The organism is Tuberibacillus sp. Marseille-P3662, from assembly GCF_900178005.1.
Lineage (GTDB): Bacteria > Bacillota > Bacilli > Bacillales > Sporolactobacillaceae > Marseille-P3662.
Window position 1 is genome coordinate 1,695,236 of record NZ_FXBS01000006.1, and the last position, 20,442, is coordinate 1,715,677.

Below are 20,442 nucleotides of genomic sequence, written 5' to 3' on the forward strand. Positions count from 1 at the left end.
AACCTCCCAATCTGGCCTACCTGATTATAGTTTGGGTTTGGTTCCACCTTCATAAGCCAGCATGCCACCTTCCATATTTAGAACATTATAGCCCTTGTCTTCCAGGTATTTTGCGGCTTTTCCGCTACGGCCGCCGGACCGGCAAACCATAATGTGTTCTTGACCTTTATCAATTTCATCTAAACGGTCCTCAACGTCACCAAGCGGAATGTGCTTGGCCTCTGGAATCATACCTTCTGCCACTTCTTCATCTTCGCGGACATCAATAATGTTGAGTGTTTCGCCCTTTTCCAGCTTTTCCTGAACGTCTTTCGGTTGAATATCTTTAACCATTCCTATCATCCTTTCATTTCATTTAATCTTGAATAATCGACTCATCACATAGCCTTAAATAAATAGATTGTGATTGGATTGTTCAGCATCAGCAAGGTATGCGGCAACACCTGCATAATCCAATCCGTCAATCAGTTCATCTTCCTTGAGACCTAGCAAATCCATGGTCATGGTGCAGGCAACTAATTTAACACCTTGTTCCTGAGCCATATCAACCAATTGCGGTAGTGTTTGCACATTGTGTTTGTTCATCACACGTTTGATCATTTTCGGGCCCATGCCGCCAAAATTCATTTTAGATAATCCCATTTTGTCAGCTCCGCGCGGCATCATTTTGCCAAACATTTTTTCTAGGAACCCTTTCTTCGTTTGAACCAATTCGTTTTTGCGAAGTAAATTCAATCCCCAGAATGTATGGAAGATGGTCACTTCACGATCATAGGCCGCGGCCCCATTGGCGATGATATAGGCGGCAATCGCTTTATCAAGATCACCGCTAAAAAGAACGATGGTGGACCTTTCTTTTTGGTCCGTCATGATTGACCTCCTTTCTAAATAGCATCAATTTTAATACATATACATGTAGGGGTATTTATTTAAATCAAATAAAATCAGGGCCTGATTACCCTGTGGGGTATATAGTAACATGAGGTCGACCGATTGTCTACCTCATGTTTTTTTATCGACTTTTAACGAGCAAGTTAACGGCTTCTTGAATCAATTCATCGGTCGGTTCGTCTTTGTCAACTTGTTCCCGAACGCATTGTTCTAAGTTAGAACTGACAATGACCGCGATGCTTTTATCAAGGGCGCTGCGGACGGCAGACATTTGCGAAACAAGATCCCGACAATCTTTTTCTTCTTCCATCATTTTAATGACGCCGCGGACTTGTCCTTCAATGCGTCGCATACGGTTCTTAACTTTTTCATCATACTGCATCACTGCCCCTCCTTGAATGATGTGTTATCTGTTTACAATCTTAATTGTATACCCTAAGGGGTATGATGTCAAGAACGATACGATGAGACTAAGTCATTTGCCCTTTATAACAGACAGTTTCCTGAATATGATCTCCCGCAGATTAGGCGAACATTACGCAAATAGACGAATAAATTACAACTAACATGTGCAAAGGAGTGAGTTATTTTTAATGTCATATCCTAATCATTGGACAGTTTCAAATCAAGTTAACCCTTACCATAATCATTCATTATATCCACAAATGTTTGAAACAAGACCTCACCTGTTGCCAGACAACAACATGGATCAGCGACAATTCCAAGTTTTATTACAGTCGATCATGAAAGGTATTCAAGGCGAAGCACAAGCGATTGACTTTTACACAAGATTAATAAAGCAGGCTCCAAATGAAAGACAAAGAGATTCGATTCAACACGCCTTAGATGATGAAAAAATACATTTACAACAATTTTCTCAACTCTATACTGAATTAAGTGGTAGGGAACCCAATTATACATTTAATCCGGTTCAGTTTAGACAGTATCACGAAGGATTATATAAGGCTTATGATTCAGAATTAGAGGCCTATGAAATGTATCGGGATGTGTACCTATCTACGACGGACCAACGAGTTAGAGATATTTTTCTAAGAGCGTTTACGGATGAAATTGAGCACGCGAGTCGGTTTAGTTTTATGTATTTCGATCTTCAAAACACACCGGGGCAAAGACAGACTGAAACCGGGCCAGACAATATTAATTAATAACTGATCTTTCATCCACTGTAAAGCATGTTTTAAAGTGAATATGCCGTAACAGTGATATGAATTCTTAAAAAATGGCGTTTACTCGGAGTGTAATATGGATATTTATCCCCTTAAGTAGGCGGAAAAAAGCATTAATTGATCTACTATGAACGGTCATTTTTATGAAGAACATGAAGAACATACTGAAGACTTTTGGTTGTCATTGGCGAAAAAGGCTCTGTTAAACGTAACTGTTGATTTCCACTCCAGACATTCGCTTTCCGCGGGCAACGCTTCAGTCTCCTCATGCCCACACCCGTGGTCCCCGAAAAGCGGATTTTTGCTTTTTGGGGTGGATTGATGTGGGTAGGATCAGCGTTATCACAGGACGTAGGCCCGCAGGACTCTAGTAAAGGCTTGAGTAAGCGGCGCTGAGGAACACACTAAGTTTAAGTGTTCCAAGCCTCGACTGCCTTTCTCTCCAATCAACGAAGTGTAAAAACAACAATGAACTTTAACATAGCCAGAAAAATAAAGGTACGCGACATACACGAATAACGAACGAATGAGATGAGACCGTTACTTTTTGGGCTCTTTCTCATCTTCGCTTTCGTGTTCCTTAGCAAATTCCGTTTCATAAGCCGGCATCCGATCAAAGGTGAATGGCTTGTGTTCAGCATTGTTTCGATGGGAGGACATAAGGTTGAGCAAGTAGTGATGAACAAACACTTCTACGGCTGAAATGAGAACAGCTGACAGTATGCTGCCCCACGCAATTTGCATATAATTATCGAGAAGGATACTCCCGAAAATCCAAACACTTGTATAAGTTAAAAGAAAATCAGCGATAGTTGCCGTTGTGTTCCCTAACCGCGGCAAAATGATCCGATCTCCTATTACATAAGAAACAATGGTGACGAAGAGACTAAAGGAAAGAATATCAACAAAGGTTGCATCAAAAAATAAATCCATGCCGATTGCGAACGCAATGACACTTGAAACAAACTTAATGATCATGACAGTTACAGTTTCCATTATCCGACCTCCTTTTTTATTAACTTTGTCCAAAACAGAAACAATCTATTCACTTAGCCTGTCCTGTGAACTTAAAGGTCGATTTAAATAGCTGCATTTTTTAATGGCGTACAACTTATACAAAAATAAGACGCGATTCACTGCTTTGTGAATCGCGCCCTATCATTGAATCATTAACTTTGTTCAGGCAAGTTTTCGCGCAAACCAAGCGTCTGCGCCGTTGAAGAATGAATGTCCTTGAAAAGCTCTGGGTTATCCACGAGGGACACGCCGTATGAAGGAATCATTTCTTTTATTTTTGGTTCCCACTCTTTTAAATGTTGCGGGAAGCATCTGTTTATCACATCAAGCATGACGTGAACAGCGGTAGAGGCACCCGGAGAAGCGCCGAGTAATGCGGCTACTGAGCCATCAGCAGCACTAACCACTTCTGTACCAAATTGAAGTGTTCCTTTGCCGCCCTCATCAGTATCTTTGATCACTTGCACCCGTTGACCCGCTACCACTAAATCCCAATCCTCGCTTTTGGCGTTCGGAACAAACTCACGTAATTCTTCCATACGCTGTTCCTTCGATAACAGAAGTTGCTGGATCAGATATTTTGTCAAAGGCAAATTTTTCGCGCCAGCCGCTAACATAGTGAAGACATTATTAGGTTTTACGGAACCGATCAAATCAAAATTTGAACCCGTTTTTAAGAATTTTGGTGAGAAGCCGGCAAACGGTCCAAACAGTAATGTTTTTTTGTCATCAATATATCTTGTATCAAGATGCGGTACAGACATTGGCGGAGCACCAACCTTAGCTTTACCGTATACTTTTGCATGGTGCTGCCCTACAACTTCCGGATTGTTACATACCATGAATAGCCCGCTTACCGGAAATCCTCCAATATGTTTGGACTCAGGAATACCGGTTTTTTGTAGTAAAGGCAGACTTCCGCCTCCACCGCCGATAAAGACGAACTTTGCTGTATGGTATTCGATTTTGCCGCTGACGACATCTTGCACTTTCACTTCCCATGAGCCGTCACTTGTCCGTTTAATATCCTCAACACTATGCTGGTAGTTTATTTCGACATTGTTACTCTCTAAGTGGTCAAACAACATGCGCGTTAAAGCCCCGAAGTTGACATCCGTTCCCGAGTCGATTTTTGTTGCCGCTATCGGATCATTCGATGTACGACCATCCATGATCAGTGGGATCCAATCCTTGAGTTTTTCAGGGTCATCGGAAAATTCCATCCCTTGAAACAAAGGATTACTTGAAAGAGCTTCATAACGCTTTTTCAAAAAATTGACATTCTGTTCCCCCTGTACGTAACTCATATGAGGCAATGGCATGATAAAGTTCTCCGGATCGTGTATCAAGCCGCTGTTGACAAGATAAGACCAGAGCTGTCTTGAAAGCTGAAATTGTTCATTAATTGTTATCGCTTTACTAATGTCTATAGATCCATCTGATTTTTCGGTTGTGTAGTTAAGTTCGCACAGTGCAGAATGACCCGTCCCCGCATTGTTCCATTCGTTAGAGCTTTCTTCTCCTGCATTTGCGAGTTTTTCAAACACCTTAATGTCCCAATCAGGTGCTAATTCCTTCAGTAATGATCCCAAAGTCGCGCTCATGACTCCGGCACCAATTAAGATCACGTCTGTTTTAGTTTGTCTGTTACTGATTTTCACCATATCCTTATATCATAAGATTTGAAGAATCACACATTTATTCTGAATCAACTTTAGCCCAATTTATAGTTTATCAAAATTTTTTATAGACTAAAATAACGTTTTAGTTATTTATAAGAAGTTAAGATGTGAAAAACATCCCACAAGGACATTTCATTAAAGTCAATGATGTCTTTCCTGCACTGATATTCGAAATCTCCTTAATTAATTTTTTAACCTTTTGGGACCACTCAACAGCATCTGCATGATATTAAGCAGTTCAGGCCGCTGTTTAGAAAATAAAATTACTATAAATGACACACAATATGCAGACTATAAATCATAGCCTGTACAGCATCTTGGAATTTTACTTTATAGTTTCAGTAGTGCGATATTCAGTGGTGATATTCATCATGGTGTACGCAGTCTTTTTATAATGTATAAACATAGTAATGATATACAAATAACTTGACTATAAAGCTGACTCAAATTATAAGTATCATATGGGCTTATTGTCACATTTCATTTAGAAGAAAGAAGGTATTTATTATGGCAAATGAACCTCTAGTTATTGATGCCCTTATCAATGGTGAAAAGGTGAAAACAGACGAACAGTCTCATCGCGAGAATCCAGCGAATCCCGGAGAGATTGTGGGCTATGCCCCAATCAACACACGGGAAGAGGCGATTCAGGCGATAGAAACAGCCGCAGATGCCTTCCCATCCTGGGCGGAGACATCCCTTGATGATCGGATTAAGCGGATGAACCGTGCTATAAATAAGTTGAAGGATGCAACACCCGAAATAGCGCAGCTTCTTTCCCGTGAACACGGCAAACCTTTGTATGACTCTGAAGGTGAAATGGGCGTGTCATTGATGTGGATGGAACACGCCAGTAATACCACCAAGGATGTACTTAAGGATGATGTACGCGAGCGTGATGACGGCAAGACCATCATCAAAAATGATCCCATCGGTGTTGTCTCGGCCATCACTCCTTGGAATTACCCCATTTCTCTCTCAACAATCAAAATTGCGCCTGCTCTCTTAGCGGGCAATACCATCGTAGTCAAACCAAGCCCATTCGCGCCACTCGCTGTCAGCAAAGTGATTGAAATCATCGCAGAAGAATTTCCAAAAGGCGCCGTTAATTTGGTTCACGGTGAAAGTGGTGTCGGCGTCGAACTGACAACGCATCCTAAAGTCGATAAAATTGCTTTCACAGGCGGAACCGAAACAGCGAAGAAGATTATGAAAAGCGCCGCTGATACCATTAAGAATATGACACTAGAGTTGGGCGGAAATGACGCTGCCATTGTCCTCTCAGATTTTGACGTGGAGGATGAACGTGCGATGCGCCGCCTTGTGATCGCCAATTTTCTCACAGCGGGCCAAATTTGTATGATCGCCAAACGGATCTATGTGCACCGCTCGATTTACGATAAATTTGTTGAAAAGTATATTGAGGCGGCCAATAAGTGGATCCGGGTTGGAGATCCATTCAATAAGGATGTAACAATTGGTCCGGTGAACAATGCGGATCAGGTGAAGTATGTTCAAGGATTGATTACCGATGCTAAGAGCCGAGGTGCAAGGGTCATTCAGCTAGGCCAATTAATTGACCCTGAGATGTTTGAAAAAGGCTACTACATGCAGCCTTCCTTAGTGTTGGATGCCGGCTACAAAGACCCCATTGTTGAGGAAGAACAGTTTGGTCCAACGGTTCCCATTTTGCCTTATGATGATGACGACCATGCGATCTCGTTGGCCAATGATAGTATCTATGGACTGACAAGCTCTGTCTGGGGTGAGGAAGAACACGCTATTCAGGTGGCAAGCCGTATAGAGGCAGGTACAACGATGATCAATACAGCTGCGGTCCAAGGACTTGATGTCCGCTTCCCATTCGGCGGGGTGAAACAGTCTGGAGTCGGACGTGAATACGGAGAAGAAGGTCTGCTTTCTTACGTGGCAACGCACGTTATTAACGTACCCAAGGATCCGGAATTGCCATATATTCCCGAGTAACGAAATCAGTGAAGGGATATCTAGCCTAACTCTTAATACTTCAAAAGATTCAATAGCCACATCTTGGATATATAATCAAGATGTGGCTATTTTTTATTGATTTTAAAGATCGTGATGATCCCCCTCTATTATTAACGACCTAAGATACATTGGCGGCAATCGCTTAACTTCATCAAAATGCGACGCTAAAGTGTCTTTTATAACCTTGGTACTATTCTTGAAACGCTCTTGTTCCTCTTGGTTAAGATTCAATTAACGTCCCATATGCATCAAACACAATCCCCTTCACCGAATCAAGATTCATTTGGATCACACCTCATTTTTTCTCTATAGTCTTATCACTGCGCTAATTATAATTGACGTTTCATTTGCTTTATGCAGGAGTACGAGATATACCAGTCCTCATCATAAAAAAATAAATAATGATTTCAATCTTATTACATACATTATATTAGGACTTTAGTTTTAAGACTATTGTATAAAGTCGACAAGATCATAATTAGATGGCAGCCAAAAGACGCACACAATTGTAAAATTATGTTTAATATTGAAAAACATCCAGTGACAATAAGGTTCGTTCATTCATTGTGCCTCACCTTGTAAACTCTAACGTCCATCTGCCCTACTCGTAGGGTCTTTAGCGTTATATCAATATGGTTTTCCACCAATGAATTGGAGGTTCTAACATGACACTGGGATTTATTATTTTTCAATTGCTTTTATTAGTTTTTTGGGGATATTGGTTATTTATCAGTTTGTTTGGCATCTGGAAACCTCGTCTTTTAAAAAATCAAAAGGCGAAAATGAGATTCGCAATCCTTGTTCCTGCTCACAATGAAGAAAAGGTTGTGGGTAGTTTGGTAGAAAATTTATTAAATCTCAAATATCCGGATGAACGATACGACATCTTTGTTATTGCAGATAATTGTACAGATAAGACAGCGGAGGTCACTCGAAGGTTTGGCGGGAAGGTTATTGAACATACTTCTCCCCTGGGCGAACCCAAGGGAAAGCCTCATGCTATCCGTTATGCATTGGAACAGTTAGGAGATAACTTAAGAAAAAATTATGACTGTGTTGCCATCTTTGATGCAGATAATTTGGTCTCACTCAATTATTTAACAGAAATGAATAATCACTTTTTAAAAGGCGATAAAATTGTTCAATGTTTCTTAGATTCTAAGAACCCCGATGATAATTGGGTTACGTTATCCTATTCTACCTCATTTTATTATTCCAATCGTTTCTTTCAGCTAGCAAAGACAAGATTAGGATTAAGTAATTTCATAGGCGGAACAGGTTTTTGTGTAGATGCGAACCTACTACATGAAGTAGGTTGGACCGCTCGATCTCTAACTGAAGACTTAGAATTCACTATTCAGAGCATTCTTCGAGGTAATACCGTCAAATGGTGCCATAATGCCAGGGTTTTCGATGAAAAACCTGAAAGTTTTATAGCATCTTGTATACAAAGACTCAGATGGGCAAGGGGGCATTGGGATGTAACCTTTAGATATTCTTATAGGTTACTGAAGAAAGCCATTTTGAAATGTGACTTGAAGTCTTTAGATGCCTTTTTGTACCTGATTAACCCAGGGAAAATGGTTTTAGGTGCTTTAACAAGTACGATTCTTCTATTTAATTTGATCGATAATCAAGACTGGATTGAATCCGTTGTCCCTTGGTATATATGGATCTGTTTTCTGATCTATTATTTTGTATTTATTGCTTATCCGATGATTACGGATATTGGGGAAATAAGTTTAATTAAAATCATAAAGGCCTGTTTCTATACGTCTGCTATGTTTTATTCAAATATTCCTCTATACTTTTGGGGCTTTTTCACAGCCAGTAACAAGACATGGAAGCGGACAGCCCATTCAAGAAATATGGCGATAGATCAAATGGTTACGACAAAACATCAAATGGCATCCGGAGGTGAGAAACGGTGACGCCCTCTTTATTTGGACTACAATTTTATGACAAGAGCATGAACCGGTTTATTGGTATGTTGGAAAATCGAATCATGATGGGGCAAAAAACGTTTGTGGTTACGGCAAACCCGGAAATTGTGATGCATGGACAACGAGATGATGGCTACATGACCATTCTTAAGTCAGCGGACTATATCGTTGCTGATGGTATTGGGATCATCATGGCCTGTAGACTTATCAGACATGCCATTCCTAAAAGAATTACTGGCATTAGTTTGATGTATCAAATGTTGAAAGTAGCAGATCAAAAACAGTTTCGTGCTTACTTTCTAGGTTCAAGCATAGAGGTTATGAAGAAATTATTGGATCGAATGAATAAGGAATTTGCGAGCGTCGATGTTGCAGGATACCAAACAGGGTATTGTTTTGATCCATATACAGTTGCTGAAGAAATAAAAGAGAAACAACCAGATATTATCTTTGTTGCTCTCGGTGTTCCCAAACAGGAAGAATGGATCTCTACTTATTTTGGATCTTATAAAAAGGGAATTTTTATTGGGGTTGGGGGAAGTTTTGATGTGTTGTCGGGCGTGGTAAAACGAGCCCCCGCTTTAATAAGGAGTTTGCAGCTGGAATGGTTATACCGTTTATTGATCCGATCAAATAAAAAAAACACTGTATTTAATTTAATGACATTTATCAAGCTGACATTTCAAGAATTTAAAAAGTCATTGAAAAGATAGAGAGGGATCTATACAAATGATCAAAGCCATGACGATTTTTGGGACCAGACCTGAGGCCATTAAAATGGCCCCATTGGTTAAGGAATTGGAACAAAACAATGATATTGAATCTCTTGTGTGTGTAACGGCTCAGCATCGTGAAATGTTGGACAGTGTATTGAATGTATTCAAGATTTGTCCAGACTATGATTTAAATATTATGCAAACGGGACAAACCCTAGTAGAGATTACAAATCGAGCAATCGCAGGGTTAGATAAAGTGATCGCTGAGGCAGAACCTGATATAGTTCTGGTTCATGGTGACACTACCACAACATTTGCAGGAAGCTTAGCTGCCTTTTATAACAAAGTAGCCATAGGTCATGTAGAAGCAGGGCTTCGAACTTATGATAAATATTCTCCGTTTCCAGAAGAAATGAATCGACAATTAGCAAGCATATTAGCGGATTTGCACTTTGCTCCAACAATTGTAGCGAAACAAAATCTTTTAATCGAAGATAACAACCCTGACAATATCTTTGTTACAGGAAATACAGCCATTGATGCTCTCACAACAACGGTTCGAGATAATTATGAGCATGACATTATTGACAAAATTGGCAATAATCGTATGATTCTCCTTACGGCTCATAGGCGAGAAAATTTAGGAGAACCCATGAGACATATATTTAATGCCGTTAACCGAATTGTCGAGGAATTTAAGTATATTCACGTCGTTTATCCCGTCCATAAGAATCCCCTGGTACAGGAAATGGCGAAAGATGTATTAAAAGATGACCAACGCATTCATTTAATCGATCCATTAGATGTGTTTGATTTTCATAACATAGCATTCCGTTCCCATATCATCTTAACAGATTCAGGCGGGATACAAGAGGAAGCCCCTTCACTTGGAAAACCTGTACTTGTATTAAGACATACAACAGAAAGACCAGAAGGTGTCAAAGCGGGGACCTTACGATTAGTGGGAACCGATGAAGACCTCGTTTACAACCATATAAAACACTTACTCACCGATGATGAAGCATATACAAAAATGGCGAAGACATCAAACCCATACGGAGATGGTTCAGCTTCAAAAAAAATTATTGAAGGTATTATACAGTATTTTCATAGCAACATAAAATGAGGAGGATCAATAACATGTCCTTGAAGAATTTCTTTTCAAATAATAACAACTTATTGATCTTCCCAATACTCATGAGTTGTATCCTGATATTCGTTATGTCTCCTGTAACTAGTCATGCTAAACAAATGTTCTCTCCCGAAAAACCGCACACCCATATTTTGGTTGTGTATTCAACAGAAGATGGACAGGTCAATTCCAATGTTAGAAGACTCGAAATGCTGCTCGGCCATTTCACGACCCACATTGTTATAAAGAGTGCCAAAGAGGTCAATAAAGAGGACTTCTCAGATATTACAGCTTTATTTTATTATGGTGGAGTTGAAGCCAACCTGTCGCAACATTTTCGCCATCTAAGTGACACGTTTAAAGGGAAATATGTGGCGATGGGGGCTAACGTAGAGCAGCTTGGCACCCCCTTTTCGTTCGTTAACGTTAAATCACAGACTTCCATTAAACAATTAATGATAAGTACAAAAAGCGAAAGGGTCACACTTCCCAATACGAATCAAATTTATGAGTTTACGATGAACCAACCGGCTGAAGTCTTGGAAAAAGGCTTAAACAAAACAAAATCCTATCCACTATTCGTTCAACGTCAATCGCATTTCTACTTTGGTCGTGTTGACTTATACGGCCCATTTTCTGTTTTTCTTGGAAAAGGATTGCATCATGTTTTTAAAGACAAAATTATGGAGATCCACCCGGCTTATATACGTCTCGAAGACGTTGATCCGATGGAGAATCCTGAAAGGCTCATGAAAATCGCTAAATTTTTAAAGCAAAAGCACATCCCTTACATGGTTGCTGTTATTCCCGTTTATAAAAATCCTAAGACACATGAATCCGTTCATTATTCTGATAAACCAAAGGTGGTTAAAGCCTTGCGATATATGCAAAAAAATGGCGGGAGCATCGTGATGCATGGTTATACCCACCAATTCCGTAAGGGAGTCACCGGAGAAGGATTTGAATTTTGGGATGTGAACAACAACACACCTATCGTGGGCCCTCCTGATCAAAAGCACAAGACGAAAGATGATTTCACAAACAAATCCAGCTATAAGGCTTATAAAGCAAAACAGAGGCAATTCGAAAAAGACTATATCACAAAAAAACTGACAAAAGGGATACAGGAGCTCACAAGCAATCAGCTGTATCCACTGGCTTTTGAAGCCCCTCATTATACAATGTCCCTTGAAGGCTACAAAATCGTCTCCAACTACTTTTCGACTTACGTTGGACAAATCCAGTTAAGCAACAAAAATTGGAAAATTTCAGGGACATCGCCTTATATTACGCGACCTTCTTTTCTTAACAATATGCTTTTGTTACCTGAGACGATTGGTTACGTTCCAGAGAATGACAAAAACGCGATACCGAAAATGATGAAAAAAGCAAATCAAAACATGATTGTCAAAGATGGCGTGGTTGCAGGATTTTATCATCCTTATCTTGGTTTAGATCGTCTCAAAAAATTAGTTAACAATATGGAGGAAATTCCGAATTTACATTGGATAAACCTGAAAAAGGTTGATAACTCAGTAAAAGCACCGGAGGTCTCTATCACGTCAGGTTCACAAGGAGTTATTGTTCAATCTAACCTTAAGTCCGTGAATCATATTGTCAAATTCACAGTCTCCAATATCAGGGAAATCTTGTTATGGATCTTATCTAGCACCGCCATGATAGGCGTTGTACTGGTAATAGTCTGTACCCTTTTTCAAAAGAAACGTCGAGTAAACTAGAAAAAACCCTACTTAGATACTTATTTTTGAAGAATTGATTTTCTCATCCTGCTGTATTTACCTCTGGCTCTTTTCTTCTCCAATACAGAGTATTAACCATTTTGACAGAATAAATCGTGATAAAGGGAGACCATGATGCAGTCTTAATTAAATCTAGCCCATCGCCTCCCTTTCTATTGAAGGCTATCGCTTAACTTCTGTAAAATGCGGCGCTAAAGTATCTTTTATTACCTTGGTACTTTTCTTGAAATGCTCTTGTTCCTCTTGGGTAAGATTCAATTCCAAAATATCACGGACCCCCCTGCGGTTAATGACAGCTGGGACACCCGTATAAACATTGTTCTCATCGTATTCGCCATCTAGTAGGGCTGATACGGTCAGTATGCTATTTTCATTGTGCAAGATCGCTCTTGTGATTCGAACAAGTCCCATTGCTATACCATAGTAGGTGGATCCCTTACTATTGATCACTTTGTATGCAGCATCCCGGACATCTGTAAAAATCTTATCAAGATCTTCTTTTTGATACTGTTCTTGGCGGTTAATGAGGTCAAGAACGGGGATACCTCCAACATCGGCACAGCTGTAGACCGGGAGTTCACTGTCCCCGTGTTCTCCAATAATATAAGCATGAACGTTGTGTGGGGCAACGTTAAAATAATCGCCTAACAGAAAACGGAAGCGGGCCGTGTCAAGAATGGTGCCAGATCCAATGACGCGTTCCTTTGGAAGCCCGCTATACCGCTGTGTCGCGTAAGTTAATATATCAACCGGGTTGGTCGCTACCAGAAAGATGCCGTCGAATCCGGAGGCCATGACGTCCTTAACAATGGTGTGAAAAATGTTAAGGTTCTTCTCAACGAGGTCAAGGCGTGTTTCCCCTGGTTTTTGATTCGCGCCTGCACAAAGGACAACGATATCGGCTTCAGCGCAATCTTCATATGAACCGAAATGAATGTGAGCAGGACTTGGGGCAAACACTTTCCCATGGTTGAGATCCATGACGTCCCCTTTTGCTTTATCTTCGTTTAAGTCAATCATAATCAGTTCATCCGCTACCCCTTGATTCATTAAGGCGAAAGCATAACTTGATCCTACAGCCCCTGTTCCTACTAAAGCCACACGGTTGATTTTATGATCTGCCATTCCCACCCATCCTCTCTTAGGTCAATTGTGAAATGTTTCACAAATATATTGTACAATATATTTCTTTATGGGTACATTGATTGGCGGAAAAAACGGTTGACAATTTTGTTAATGAATGACGATCTTTTTTGGAATGCTTATTCCCTAGCATCTTTGATTAGGTCCGTAAAAAAAAGGCAGATCATTGATGCCTTCAAAAAACTAAGGCGCCTATCATTGCAAAACATAAAACGATCGCAGAAAGAATGGATTCTGAAAGAGTATAAGTTTTGAAACCACCTTTTATTGATAATCCAGCTAATTTCGCCGTCACCCAAAATCCGCTATCATTCACATGTCCTACACTAACGGCACCTGCTAGTGAAGCCATTGCTATCCAAACCGGCTCAACGGCTACATTTGCTGCTGCACTAGCCATTATAGACATAGTGGTAATACCAGCCACTGTTCCAGATCCTTGGGCGATTCTAAGTATCAAAGCAATACCAAACGACAAAAGGATGAGTATAATCGCGGAATGGGATCCCCCAGCTACGGTATCTATAAGAGCTTTTCCAATCTTTGTTTTTTGAATAACCGTCCCAAAGGCTCCTCCAGCTCCTGTGATCAATAAAACAACCCCTGCTGCCTGCATACCGAACGAAGCAGCGTTATCTCTTTGTTTCTTGTTTAAGGATTTCGATGCCACAAAATATGCAAATACTGCTCCAGTAAGCAAAGCTATTATTTGATTGCTTATAAAATTAACAAAGGCAGGCGGATGTTCAAGCACAGCGCTACTCACTGTCCCTATTAAAATTAAAACGATCGGTAAGAATACAGGGACCAATGAAAGAATCGCTGACGGTTGGTTTTCTGAAACGACATTATTTTCGTTATTGTCTTCCATAACAGGTTCCTCATCTGTTTCCTTATGCCAGATTCCCTTGTCCAACAGTGTGAAATATAGTCTCATAGCAATTAAACATGATAAAATTCCTACCACCAAACCAACACTAACCATAATTCCAAGATCAAAATTCAAAATGCTTGTAGCTGCAAGGGGACTAGGTGTAGGAGGAACTACCGTATGAGCAGTAGCTGCCCCAATGACCAGTGCCCCAACAACATAAGGAAGCGGCTTATTAATTTCTTTTGCCAACTGAATCCCAAGGGGAATTAATATAACAAACGTTACATCATAAAAGACCGGTATGGCTAATATAAAAGCTGCAAATCCAAGAGCATAGATCGATTTTTCTTTTGAAGTCAATTTTATTAACGAGGTTGCTATAGAATGGGCCCCTCCAGAGTCAGACAAAAGTTTACCCAATATGACTCCAAAACCTATGGAAAGCCCTATCTCAGCCATGAGTCCTCCAAATCCTGAGCTAATTGCCTCTATTGTTGCTGATAAGCCAAGCCCCGAAGCAAGCCCCATATATATACTTGCTATGATTAGGCCGATGGCGGCATTGAGCTTTAATTTTAAAACTAGGAATAAAATAATCGCTATCGAGACAACAAGATTAAGCAATATAATCTCTTGTGAGACCATTTTATCACTCCTTATTCCAATATTCAGAATTTAAATAGCGAGCGAAGAAGCTAGGACAATAGTATATGAGTGACATAATCATCCGAACTGGTTGATTCGTCAGTTCGGATGATTTGTTGAAAAGAGTCATCGCCTCGTCAAAGTCCTTCGCTTGCCATGGGCACGGCCTAACTAACTTGGTAAAGAAAACACCTTTTCCAAGTGGAACTTCGGCTCGTGCTCCTGCATCTTCAAGCCTATTCAGAGAAGCAAGATGCTTCTTCGCAGTCCAAAGAAGCTTATTCTCCGGCGTTCGTGCTGTTCCTGCAGGCGTCTACGTATTTTGACGACGCTTAGAACGTGCTTTCATATCTTATTGTTCGGCTTCCTGAGTATCCTGTCTTAGGATTATCCCAGCCCCGAAAGGCATCATCATAAATTCAATCTTTCTTTTAAACGACTTTCAGCTTTACTTAACTTATTTTCGAACGCCTCTTCACGCATTTGTTTAAAGTTCTTAAGGTCCTGTTTTTGTTCCTTACGCCACTCTTTAGCGAATTGTCCAGTATCAATGTATTCATAATTTGTTCTGATGAAATCTCTTATATATGAGTTATCAACTTTTTTGTATCTGGACAATTGTCCGTATTGACTCGTATTAGAATGGAGAGGGAGTTGTTTAAACAAACCTATATCAGCCATTTTTTCCATCATAAATGCGGGTTCTTTGGAAAGGTATAATTCCATTAACACGGCCTCTTCAGGATGACCCATCTCAACTTGGTACTCATAAATTTCTGTTAACACTGATAGTATTAATGGCCAAGTGATTTGTTCCGCTGTCAAGTCAAGGTAAGCTTCGTCCTTAAAGGTAGCCTCAATTGCGCCATTCTTGGTAGATCCAATGGCTTTTGCCAGGGATAGCACAATATCTTTAGCATCACCAGTAGAATCTTGTTCTACAGCTACAAAAGACGGGAAACCTTCTTCACTTTGATAAAGTTCCCTCACACCTTCTCCAATCATTCTCGGGGCAACCATAATCACATCTACATTTTCTGGTATATCAATATTGCCAAATACAACATTATATCCTGAGGCGAAATTTAGTACATTACCAGTTGTCAAATTTGCTCTTACTTTTTCTTCATAGACACTTGGAGCAATTTCGTCAGGTATGAGCATGAATATAATATCAGCCTTTTGACACGCTTCCTCTATTGGAAAGGCTTCGAAGCCGTCTTCTTTCGCCTTATCCCATGATTGATCCCTAACACTTCCAACAATCACATTTTTAACACCCGAATCCCTCAGGTTTAATGCTTGAGACCGACCTTGATTACCATAACCAATAATGGCTATTACCTTATTTTTTAGAATTTCTAAATCAGCATCTTTATCATAATAAATATTGGCCATATTCATACACTCCTTTGATATTCATCCTATTTTTCTAATTTCCATTTCAATAATCATGCGTCCTATTCAAACACATGGATGCGCCTTCAAAAAGTGAATCCAAAAACTTTAAGAGCTGTATAGACTCCCAGCAAAATGATGCTGATACTACTAATTATCAGCAGTACGTTGAAAGGGCCGTTACCGTATAGTCTGCTATCAACTTCAGTTTTACGTAGGTACCATACCGCTACCACTATAGCCAACAAGAAGACACCAGTAGAGATGCCACCAATCTGGACCAAGATCACTGGCGACTGGATGAATAGGAAGACACTGCCCCAAATAATTGGATTAGCTACGGTAAAGATGCGGAACCAGCGTAGACGAGTCCTTGTATCTTCCCAGTTAATGACTCCCAAAACGGCTAAAAAGTTAGTATACATTCGTGGATAACTAGCTGTCGCAGCCCACAATGTCGATCCGAGCGCTGCTATAGCACCAACCAAAAAGACTATATTGGCCCAATCGCCAAGAACATCGGTATACATGTTTGAGAGAGTGGTAATCATGCCATTGCCCTCGGGCACAAGACCCTGTGGATGTAGAACGGCTGCACCCATAATAAAAAAGGCTAACGTGGATATGGTATAGACACTCCAAGAAAGAAAAGCGTCCTTATACATAACTTTGATCCAACCCCTGGCTCGTTGTGCCCAAGCTTTGCTACCGTCATCTGGACCTACCCAACGACCGTATCCCTTTTCAAGGCACCAATATGTGTAATAAGTCATCTCATCTGAACCAACTCCAGTGATCCCGAACATAGCGACAGCTGCACCAATAGCCCCCATAGGTAAAGAAAATGTTAGACCGGTCAGTATGTCTTCCGTACCATAAGCAAAAGGTGTAAAGGGCAATCCAAAAGTGATTAGGATAGTGACAAGAGTGAAAAACAAAACGCTCACAAAGGATCCCCGTTCGATAAGATTATAGTTGTTAGAGTAAAGCATAGTAATCGTGATAGCGACAACAATGATCGTCCATATTAAGAGAGAGGTGAACCCCAACGGTTCACTACCGATTGGTATTAGAAAACTTAAGGCAGTGACAGCTCCGCCAACAATGCCGCCAAGCTGAAGGAACTTCGTGAGCATCATCAACCCCCATAAGAGATTAATCCACCCAATTCGCCCAAACTTTGGTGGCACCTTGTTAAAGCCCATAAGCGCTGGCTGTCCTGTCGATATTGTCCATCGTGCTAGCTCTATCTGAATCGCCACTTTAATGAAAGTACTGAATATGACCATCCACAATATAGCAAATCCAACCTCAGCCCCAAGGGCCGTCGTGGCAATAAGTTCTCCCGAGCCTACAACTGCCGCACTTAAAATCAACCCTGGACCCAGATAACGGAAACTGTTTCTCCAGCCCTGCGGAGGATCCTTGATCCCCTCAGGAGTCAGATGGTAGGGATCATAGTGGCTATCCATCGGCTCTGTTACTCCTTCCTTATTCTGATCCATAAACAACTTACCCCCCCCCTCGTTTTAAACCTAAGATAAACCTCACCTCAAATGAATTCTAATTTTACGTGTATATAAAATGTCAGTTATGTTGGGATATTAACCCCTCCCCCCCTTAAACTTAAAAGCGTTCAAAGGCATTTTTGATTCCCCTGAGTTTATGGAAATCAATCGATTTTCCTCAAGTCGATCAGTCATTTTGTTGATAAGAATGGCAAAACTCTTTAATGAGATTTGGTGGCGTCTCGCCTTGTAGACCGGTAACAAGATTGCGAGCAGCTAGCATGGCCATATCAAAACGAGCTTGATAGGTGGCTGTGCCAATATGTGGTGACGTTACTACATTTGTCATTTGTAGAAGTGGGTTATTGCTTGAAACGGGTTCTTCGGAATAGACGTCAAGAGCCGCAGCTTTCACTTTGTTTGTTCTAAGTGCATGGATTAGTGCCTGTTCATTGACCGTTTTCCCCCGGGATGCGTTTATGAAAATACTGGTTGATTTCACTAAATCAAACTGTTTCTCCCCCATCATTTCAAAAGTATGTTCCGTTAATGGAACAAGCAAGACAATAAAATCGGCTTGTTGAAGCAAAGAATCTAAGGAACAATAAGTGGCATCTAATTCGGCTTCCATTTCAGGCTTACGATTGCGATTATGATACAAGACATCCATGTTGAAACCATACTTTGCCCGCTTAGCTACGGTTTCCCCAATACGCCCCATACCAATGATCCCTAATTGTTTATGGTGAATGTCTGTACCGAAAAACGGCGTATCATCACCAGGGGAGCTCTGCCATTTGCCTTGCTTAACATGTCGGTCCAATTCTGGAATTCGTCGGGCGGCTGCCAGCATTAACCCAAAGACTAAATCAGCGATGGTATCATCCGCTATGGATGGCGTGTGCGTACCTATAATGTTCCGAGCTTGCATTGCTGGAATATCAAAGTTATTGTAACCGACGGACATGTTACTAACGATTTTGAGGTTTGGGGCATGACACAATAATTCGTCGTCAATCTTACCACCAGAGGTTAGTAAGCCGTTGACTTCGGTAATGGCTTGCAGCAATTCATTTCGCGTAATCGGTCGTTCGTTGTTCCACTTCTCATAATCACAGTATTCTGAAATATATTCTTCCACTTTGGGGGGAATGGATTTGCTAATAAAGACCTTGGGTTTCATAAGAACCTCCTTGAAAGCAAAGAATTTTATTACGCAATTTGCTTGCGTTACGATGTCGTTTCTTCCTTAATGGGATTTTTCACGATAAACAAGTAGCAAATAGCAGCACAACCAACGATAATTCCGCCACTAATAAATGCTAACGAATAAGAACCGGTGGACTCGACGATAAAACCTGCTACCACAGGTGAGAAAGCGCCTCCAAAATATCCCCCAAAATTTTGAATTGACCCCACGGATGCTACCATAGATGAAGGGGCAACATCTGTTGCCAATGCCCAAGCATTGCCTGTAATCGCTGAGATGAAGGCTAAAGCTAATGTCATAAGCGTAATCGTAGACGCGATACTATTCATAAAAGGTAATAGAATGACACAAACAGCTGTTAAAACAGCACAAATACTAATAAATATCTGTCGTGATTTCATTGCTGTCGTCCAGCCTAAGTCAACCATCTTTTTCGTAAGATACCCACCGGTGATATTACCAAAAGCTCCGCCTATCCAAGGAATACTTGCATAAATTCCTAGTTCTGCTAATGAAATTTGATAGACATCCAACAGGTAGAGAGGTAAAAAGACAAGAAATATGTTCCATATCCAAATGGTACAAAAGTATCCAAAAATCATCCCCCAAACACTACGGTACTTAAACAATGAAAGCCAGTTTATATTGGAATCTTTTGTCCTTTGCTCCTTACCACTTCCATTCGCTTCGATATAAGCTAACTCTTTTTTAGATAATTTCTTGCTTTTATTTGGATTTTGATAAAATATAAAAAACAAAACCGCAAATATCCCGCCAATTAATCCTGCAAAATAAAATAATTCTCTCCACCCAAACGTAACCATGATAAAAATAAGCAGTGGAGGTGCCAAAGCCGGCCCCCATTTAGATGAGGAATCCCAGATACCTGTGATCAGTCCTCTTTCTTTTTTCGGATACCAATTTGCCGTAACCTTTGCTGATGTCGGAAAACAAGGAGCTTCACCCGCACCTAATAAAATTCTTAATAATACAAATACCCAAAGCGCGGCAACCATTCCACTAAAGAAAGTTGCTGCACTCCATATGAGGACCCCTAACGTATAGACTTTTTTAGCACCAAATCTATCAATAAGCCAACCAGAGGGTAATTGCATCACGGCATACGACCAGGAAAAGGCTGTTCCCAGTAAACCTATATCCGTAGCACTAAATCCTAAATCTGTCATCATTTTTGGAGCCGCAATGGAAAGGATAGAACGATCCAAATAATTAATCATACCACCTATTAACAACCAAATGACGACAGTATAACGGAATTTTAGTTTCGGTGTTTGGGTTGGTAAATTTGTGGAGATGTTTGTATTCACC

At 40.5% G+C, this 20,442-nt stretch carries 17 protein-coding genes; 6 read left to right on the forward strand and 11 right to left on the reverse strand.

Annotated features, from left to right (window positions below; genetic code table 11):
- Window positions 1-24: 24 nt before the first annotated feature.
- From B9Y89_RS17085 to B9Y89_RS17095, 3 genes are all read right to left on the reverse strand, one after another.
- Window positions 25-333 carry a rhodanese-like domain-containing protein gene (locus tag B9Y89_RS17085; protein WP_085524392.1) on the reverse strand — a complete coding sequence of 103 codons (309 nt, stop codon included), beginning with the start codon at window positions 331-333 and terminating at the stop codon, window positions 25-27.
- A 54-nt stretch (window positions 334-387) separates the two neighbouring features.
- Window positions 388-870 carry a DsrE/DsrF/DrsH-like family protein gene (locus B9Y89_RS17090; protein WP_085524393.1) on the reverse strand — a complete coding sequence of 161 codons (483 nt, stop codon included), beginning with the start codon at window positions 868-870 and terminating at the stop codon, window positions 388-390.
- Window positions 871-1,012: 142 nt separating this feature from the next.
- Window positions 1,013-1,273 (reverse strand): metal-sensitive transcriptional regulator, encoded by a 261-nt coding sequence (locus B9Y89_RS17095; RefSeq protein ID WP_085524394.1) that lies wholly within the window; start codon window positions 1,271-1,273, stop codon window positions 1,013-1,015.
- Between the two features lie 211 nt (window positions 1,274-1,484).
- On the opposite strand from B9Y89_RS17095, the gene B9Y89_RS17100 reads away from it, so the two are divergent.
- Entirely contained in the window at window positions 1,485-2,057 is a 573-nt protein-coding gene (locus tag B9Y89_RS17100) for a ferritin family protein (RefSeq protein ID WP_085524395.1), read from the forward strand.
- Window positions 2,058-2,618: 561 nt separating this feature from the next.
- Here the strand turns inward: B9Y89_RS17100 and B9Y89_RS17105 are convergent.
- On the reverse strand, window positions 2,619-3,074 hold the full coding sequence (locus tag B9Y89_RS17105; RefSeq protein ID WP_085524396.1) for a YndM family protein: 456 nt from the start codon (window positions 3,072-3,074) through the stop codon (window positions 2,619-2,621).
- Window positions 3,075-3,247: 173 nt separating this feature from the next.
- Window positions 3,248-4,750 carry a malate:quinone oxidoreductase gene (locus B9Y89_RS17110; RefSeq protein ID WP_085524787.1) on the reverse strand — a complete coding sequence of 501 codons (1,503 nt, stop codon included), beginning with the start codon at window positions 4,748-4,750 and terminating at the stop codon, window positions 3,248-3,250.
- Window positions 4,751-5,284: 534 nt separating this feature from the next.
- On the opposite strand from B9Y89_RS17110, the gene B9Y89_RS17115 reads away from it, so the two are divergent.
- From B9Y89_RS17115 to B9Y89_RS17135, 5 genes are all read left to right on the forward strand, one after another.
- The gene (locus tag B9Y89_RS17115) at window positions 5,285-6,763 is read left to right on the forward strand and encodes an aldehyde dehydrogenase family protein (RefSeq protein WP_085524397.1); all 1,479 of its coding nucleotides are present in this window, start codon (window positions 5,285-5,287) and stop codon (window positions 6,761-6,763) included.
- A gap of 686 nt (window positions 6,764-7,449) precedes the next feature.
- Window positions 7,450-8,715 (forward strand): glycosyltransferase family 2 protein, encoded by a 1,266-nt coding sequence (locus tag B9Y89_RS17120; protein ID WP_085524398.1) that lies wholly within the window; start codon window positions 7,450-7,452, stop codon window positions 8,713-8,715.
- Window positions 8,712-9,440 carry a WecB/TagA/CpsF family glycosyltransferase gene (locus B9Y89_RS17125; protein ID WP_085524399.1) on the forward strand — a complete coding sequence of 243 codons (729 nt, stop codon included), beginning with the start codon at window positions 8,712-8,714 and terminating at the stop codon, window positions 9,438-9,440. The genes B9Y89_RS17120 and B9Y89_RS17125 overlap by 4 nt, the downstream gene beginning before the upstream one ends.
- Window positions 9,441-9,456: 16 nt before the next feature.
- A complete protein-coding gene (gene wecB, locus B9Y89_RS17130; RefSeq protein ID WP_085524400.1) occupies window positions 9,457-10,569 on the forward strand; it encodes a non-hydrolyzing UDP-N-acetylglucosamine 2-epimerase in 1,113 nt (370 codons plus the stop codon).
- 14 nt (window positions 10,570-10,583) lie between these two features.
- Window positions 10,584-12,314, forward strand: a complete 1,731-nt coding sequence (locus tag B9Y89_RS17135; RefSeq protein ID WP_176222273.1) for a polysaccharide deacetylase family protein — start codon at window positions 10,584-10,586, stop codon at window positions 12,312-12,314.
- A 183-nt stretch (window positions 12,315-12,497) separates the two neighbouring features.
- Here the strand turns inward: B9Y89_RS17135 and B9Y89_RS17140 are convergent, their stop codons facing one another.
- The 6 genes from B9Y89_RS17140 to B9Y89_RS17165 all read right to left on the reverse strand — a co-directional run bounded on the left by B9Y89_RS17140 (window position 12,498) and on the right by B9Y89_RS17165 (window position 20,441).
- Window positions 12,498-13,460 carry an L-lactate dehydrogenase gene (locus B9Y89_RS17140; RefSeq protein WP_085524402.1) on the reverse strand — a complete coding sequence of 321 codons (963 nt, stop codon included), beginning with the start codon at window positions 13,458-13,460 and terminating at the stop codon, window positions 12,498-12,500.
- A gap of 193 nt (window positions 13,461-13,653) precedes the next feature.
- Complete coding sequence (locus B9Y89_RS17145; RefSeq protein WP_085524403.1) at window positions 13,654-14,997, reverse strand: GntP family permease; 1,344 nt, start codon at window positions 14,995-14,997, stop codon at window positions 13,654-13,656.
- A gap of 411 nt (window positions 14,998-15,408) precedes the next feature.
- The gene (gene ilvC / locus B9Y89_RS17150; RefSeq protein WP_085524404.1) at window positions 15,409-16,395 is read right to left on the reverse strand and encodes a ketol-acid reductoisomerase; all 987 of its coding nucleotides are present in this window, start codon (window positions 16,393-16,395) and stop codon (window positions 15,409-15,411) included.
- An 86-nt stretch (window positions 16,396-16,481) separates the two neighbouring features.
- Window positions 16,482-17,900 carry an Nramp family divalent metal transporter gene (locus B9Y89_RS17155; protein WP_085524788.1) on the reverse strand — a complete coding sequence of 473 codons (1,419 nt, stop codon included), beginning with the start codon at window positions 17,898-17,900 and terminating at the stop codon, window positions 16,482-16,484.
- Window positions 17,901-18,090: 190 nt separating this feature from the next.
- The gene (locus B9Y89_RS17160; RefSeq protein ID WP_139822829.1) at window positions 18,091-19,086 is read right to left on the reverse strand and encodes a 2-hydroxyacid dehydrogenase; all 996 of its coding nucleotides are present in this window, start codon (window positions 19,084-19,086) and stop codon (window positions 18,091-18,093) included.
- Window positions 19,087-19,133: 47 nt separating this feature from the next.
- Window positions 19,134-20,441 (reverse strand): MFS transporter, encoded by a 1,308-nt coding sequence (locus B9Y89_RS17165; protein ID WP_217807192.1) that lies wholly within the window; start codon window positions 20,439-20,441, stop codon window positions 19,134-19,136.
- Between the last annotated feature and the right edge of the window lies 1 nt (window position 20,442).

Bases quoted from the DNA above. Each gene is read 5' to 3' on its own strand.
- wecB (WP_085524400.1), top strand. From the start codon at position 9,457: ATGATCAAAGCCATGACGATTTTTGGGACCAGACCTGAGGCCATTAAA.
- B9Y89_RS17160 (WP_139822829.1), bottom strand. From the start codon at position 19,086: ATGAAACCCAAGGTCTTTATTAGCAAATCCATTCCCCCCAAAGTGGAA.
- B9Y89_RS17085 (WP_085524392.1), bottom strand. From the start codon at position 333: ATGGTTAAAGATATTCAACCGAAAGACGTTCAGGAAAAGCTGGAAAAG.
- B9Y89_RS17135 (WP_176222273.1), top strand. From the start codon at position 10,584: ATGTCCTTGAAGAATTTCTTTTCAAATAATAACAACTTATTGATCTTC.
- B9Y89_RS17090 (WP_085524393.1), bottom strand. From the start codon at position 870: ATGACGGACCAAAAAGAAAGGTCCACCATCGTTCTTTTTAGCGGTGAT.
- B9Y89_RS17140 (WP_085524402.1), bottom strand. From the start codon at position 13,460: ATGGCAGATCATAAAATCAACCGTGTGGCTTTAGTAGGAACAGGGGCT.
- B9Y89_RS17105 (WP_085524396.1), bottom strand. From the start codon at position 3,074: ATGGAAACTGTAACTGTCATGATCATTAAGTTTGTTTCAAGTGTCATT.
- ilvC (WP_085524404.1), bottom strand. From the start codon at position 16,395: ATGGCCAATATTTATTATGATAAAGATGCTGATTTAGAAATTCTAAAA.
- B9Y89_RS17095 (WP_085524394.1), bottom strand. From the start codon at position 1,273: ATGCAGTATGATGAAAAAGTTAAGAACCGTATGCGACGCATTGAAGGA.
- B9Y89_RS17115 (WP_085524397.1), top strand. From the start codon at position 5,285: ATGGCAAATGAACCTCTAGTTATTGATGCCCTTATCAATGGTGAAAAG.
- B9Y89_RS17155 (WP_085524788.1), bottom strand. From the start codon at position 17,900: ATGGATCAGAATAAGGAAGGAGTAACAGAGCCGATGGATAGCCACTAT.
- B9Y89_RS17120 (WP_085524398.1), top strand. From the start codon at position 7,450: ATGACACTGGGATTTATTATTTTTCAATTGCTTTTATTAGTTTTTTGG.
- B9Y89_RS17100 (WP_085524395.1), top strand. From the start codon at position 1,485: ATGTCATATCCTAATCATTGGACAGTTTCAAATCAAGTTAACCCTTAC.
- B9Y89_RS17145 (WP_085524403.1), bottom strand. From the start codon at position 14,997: ATGGTCTCACAAGAGATTATATTGCTTAATCTTGTTGTCTCGATAGCG.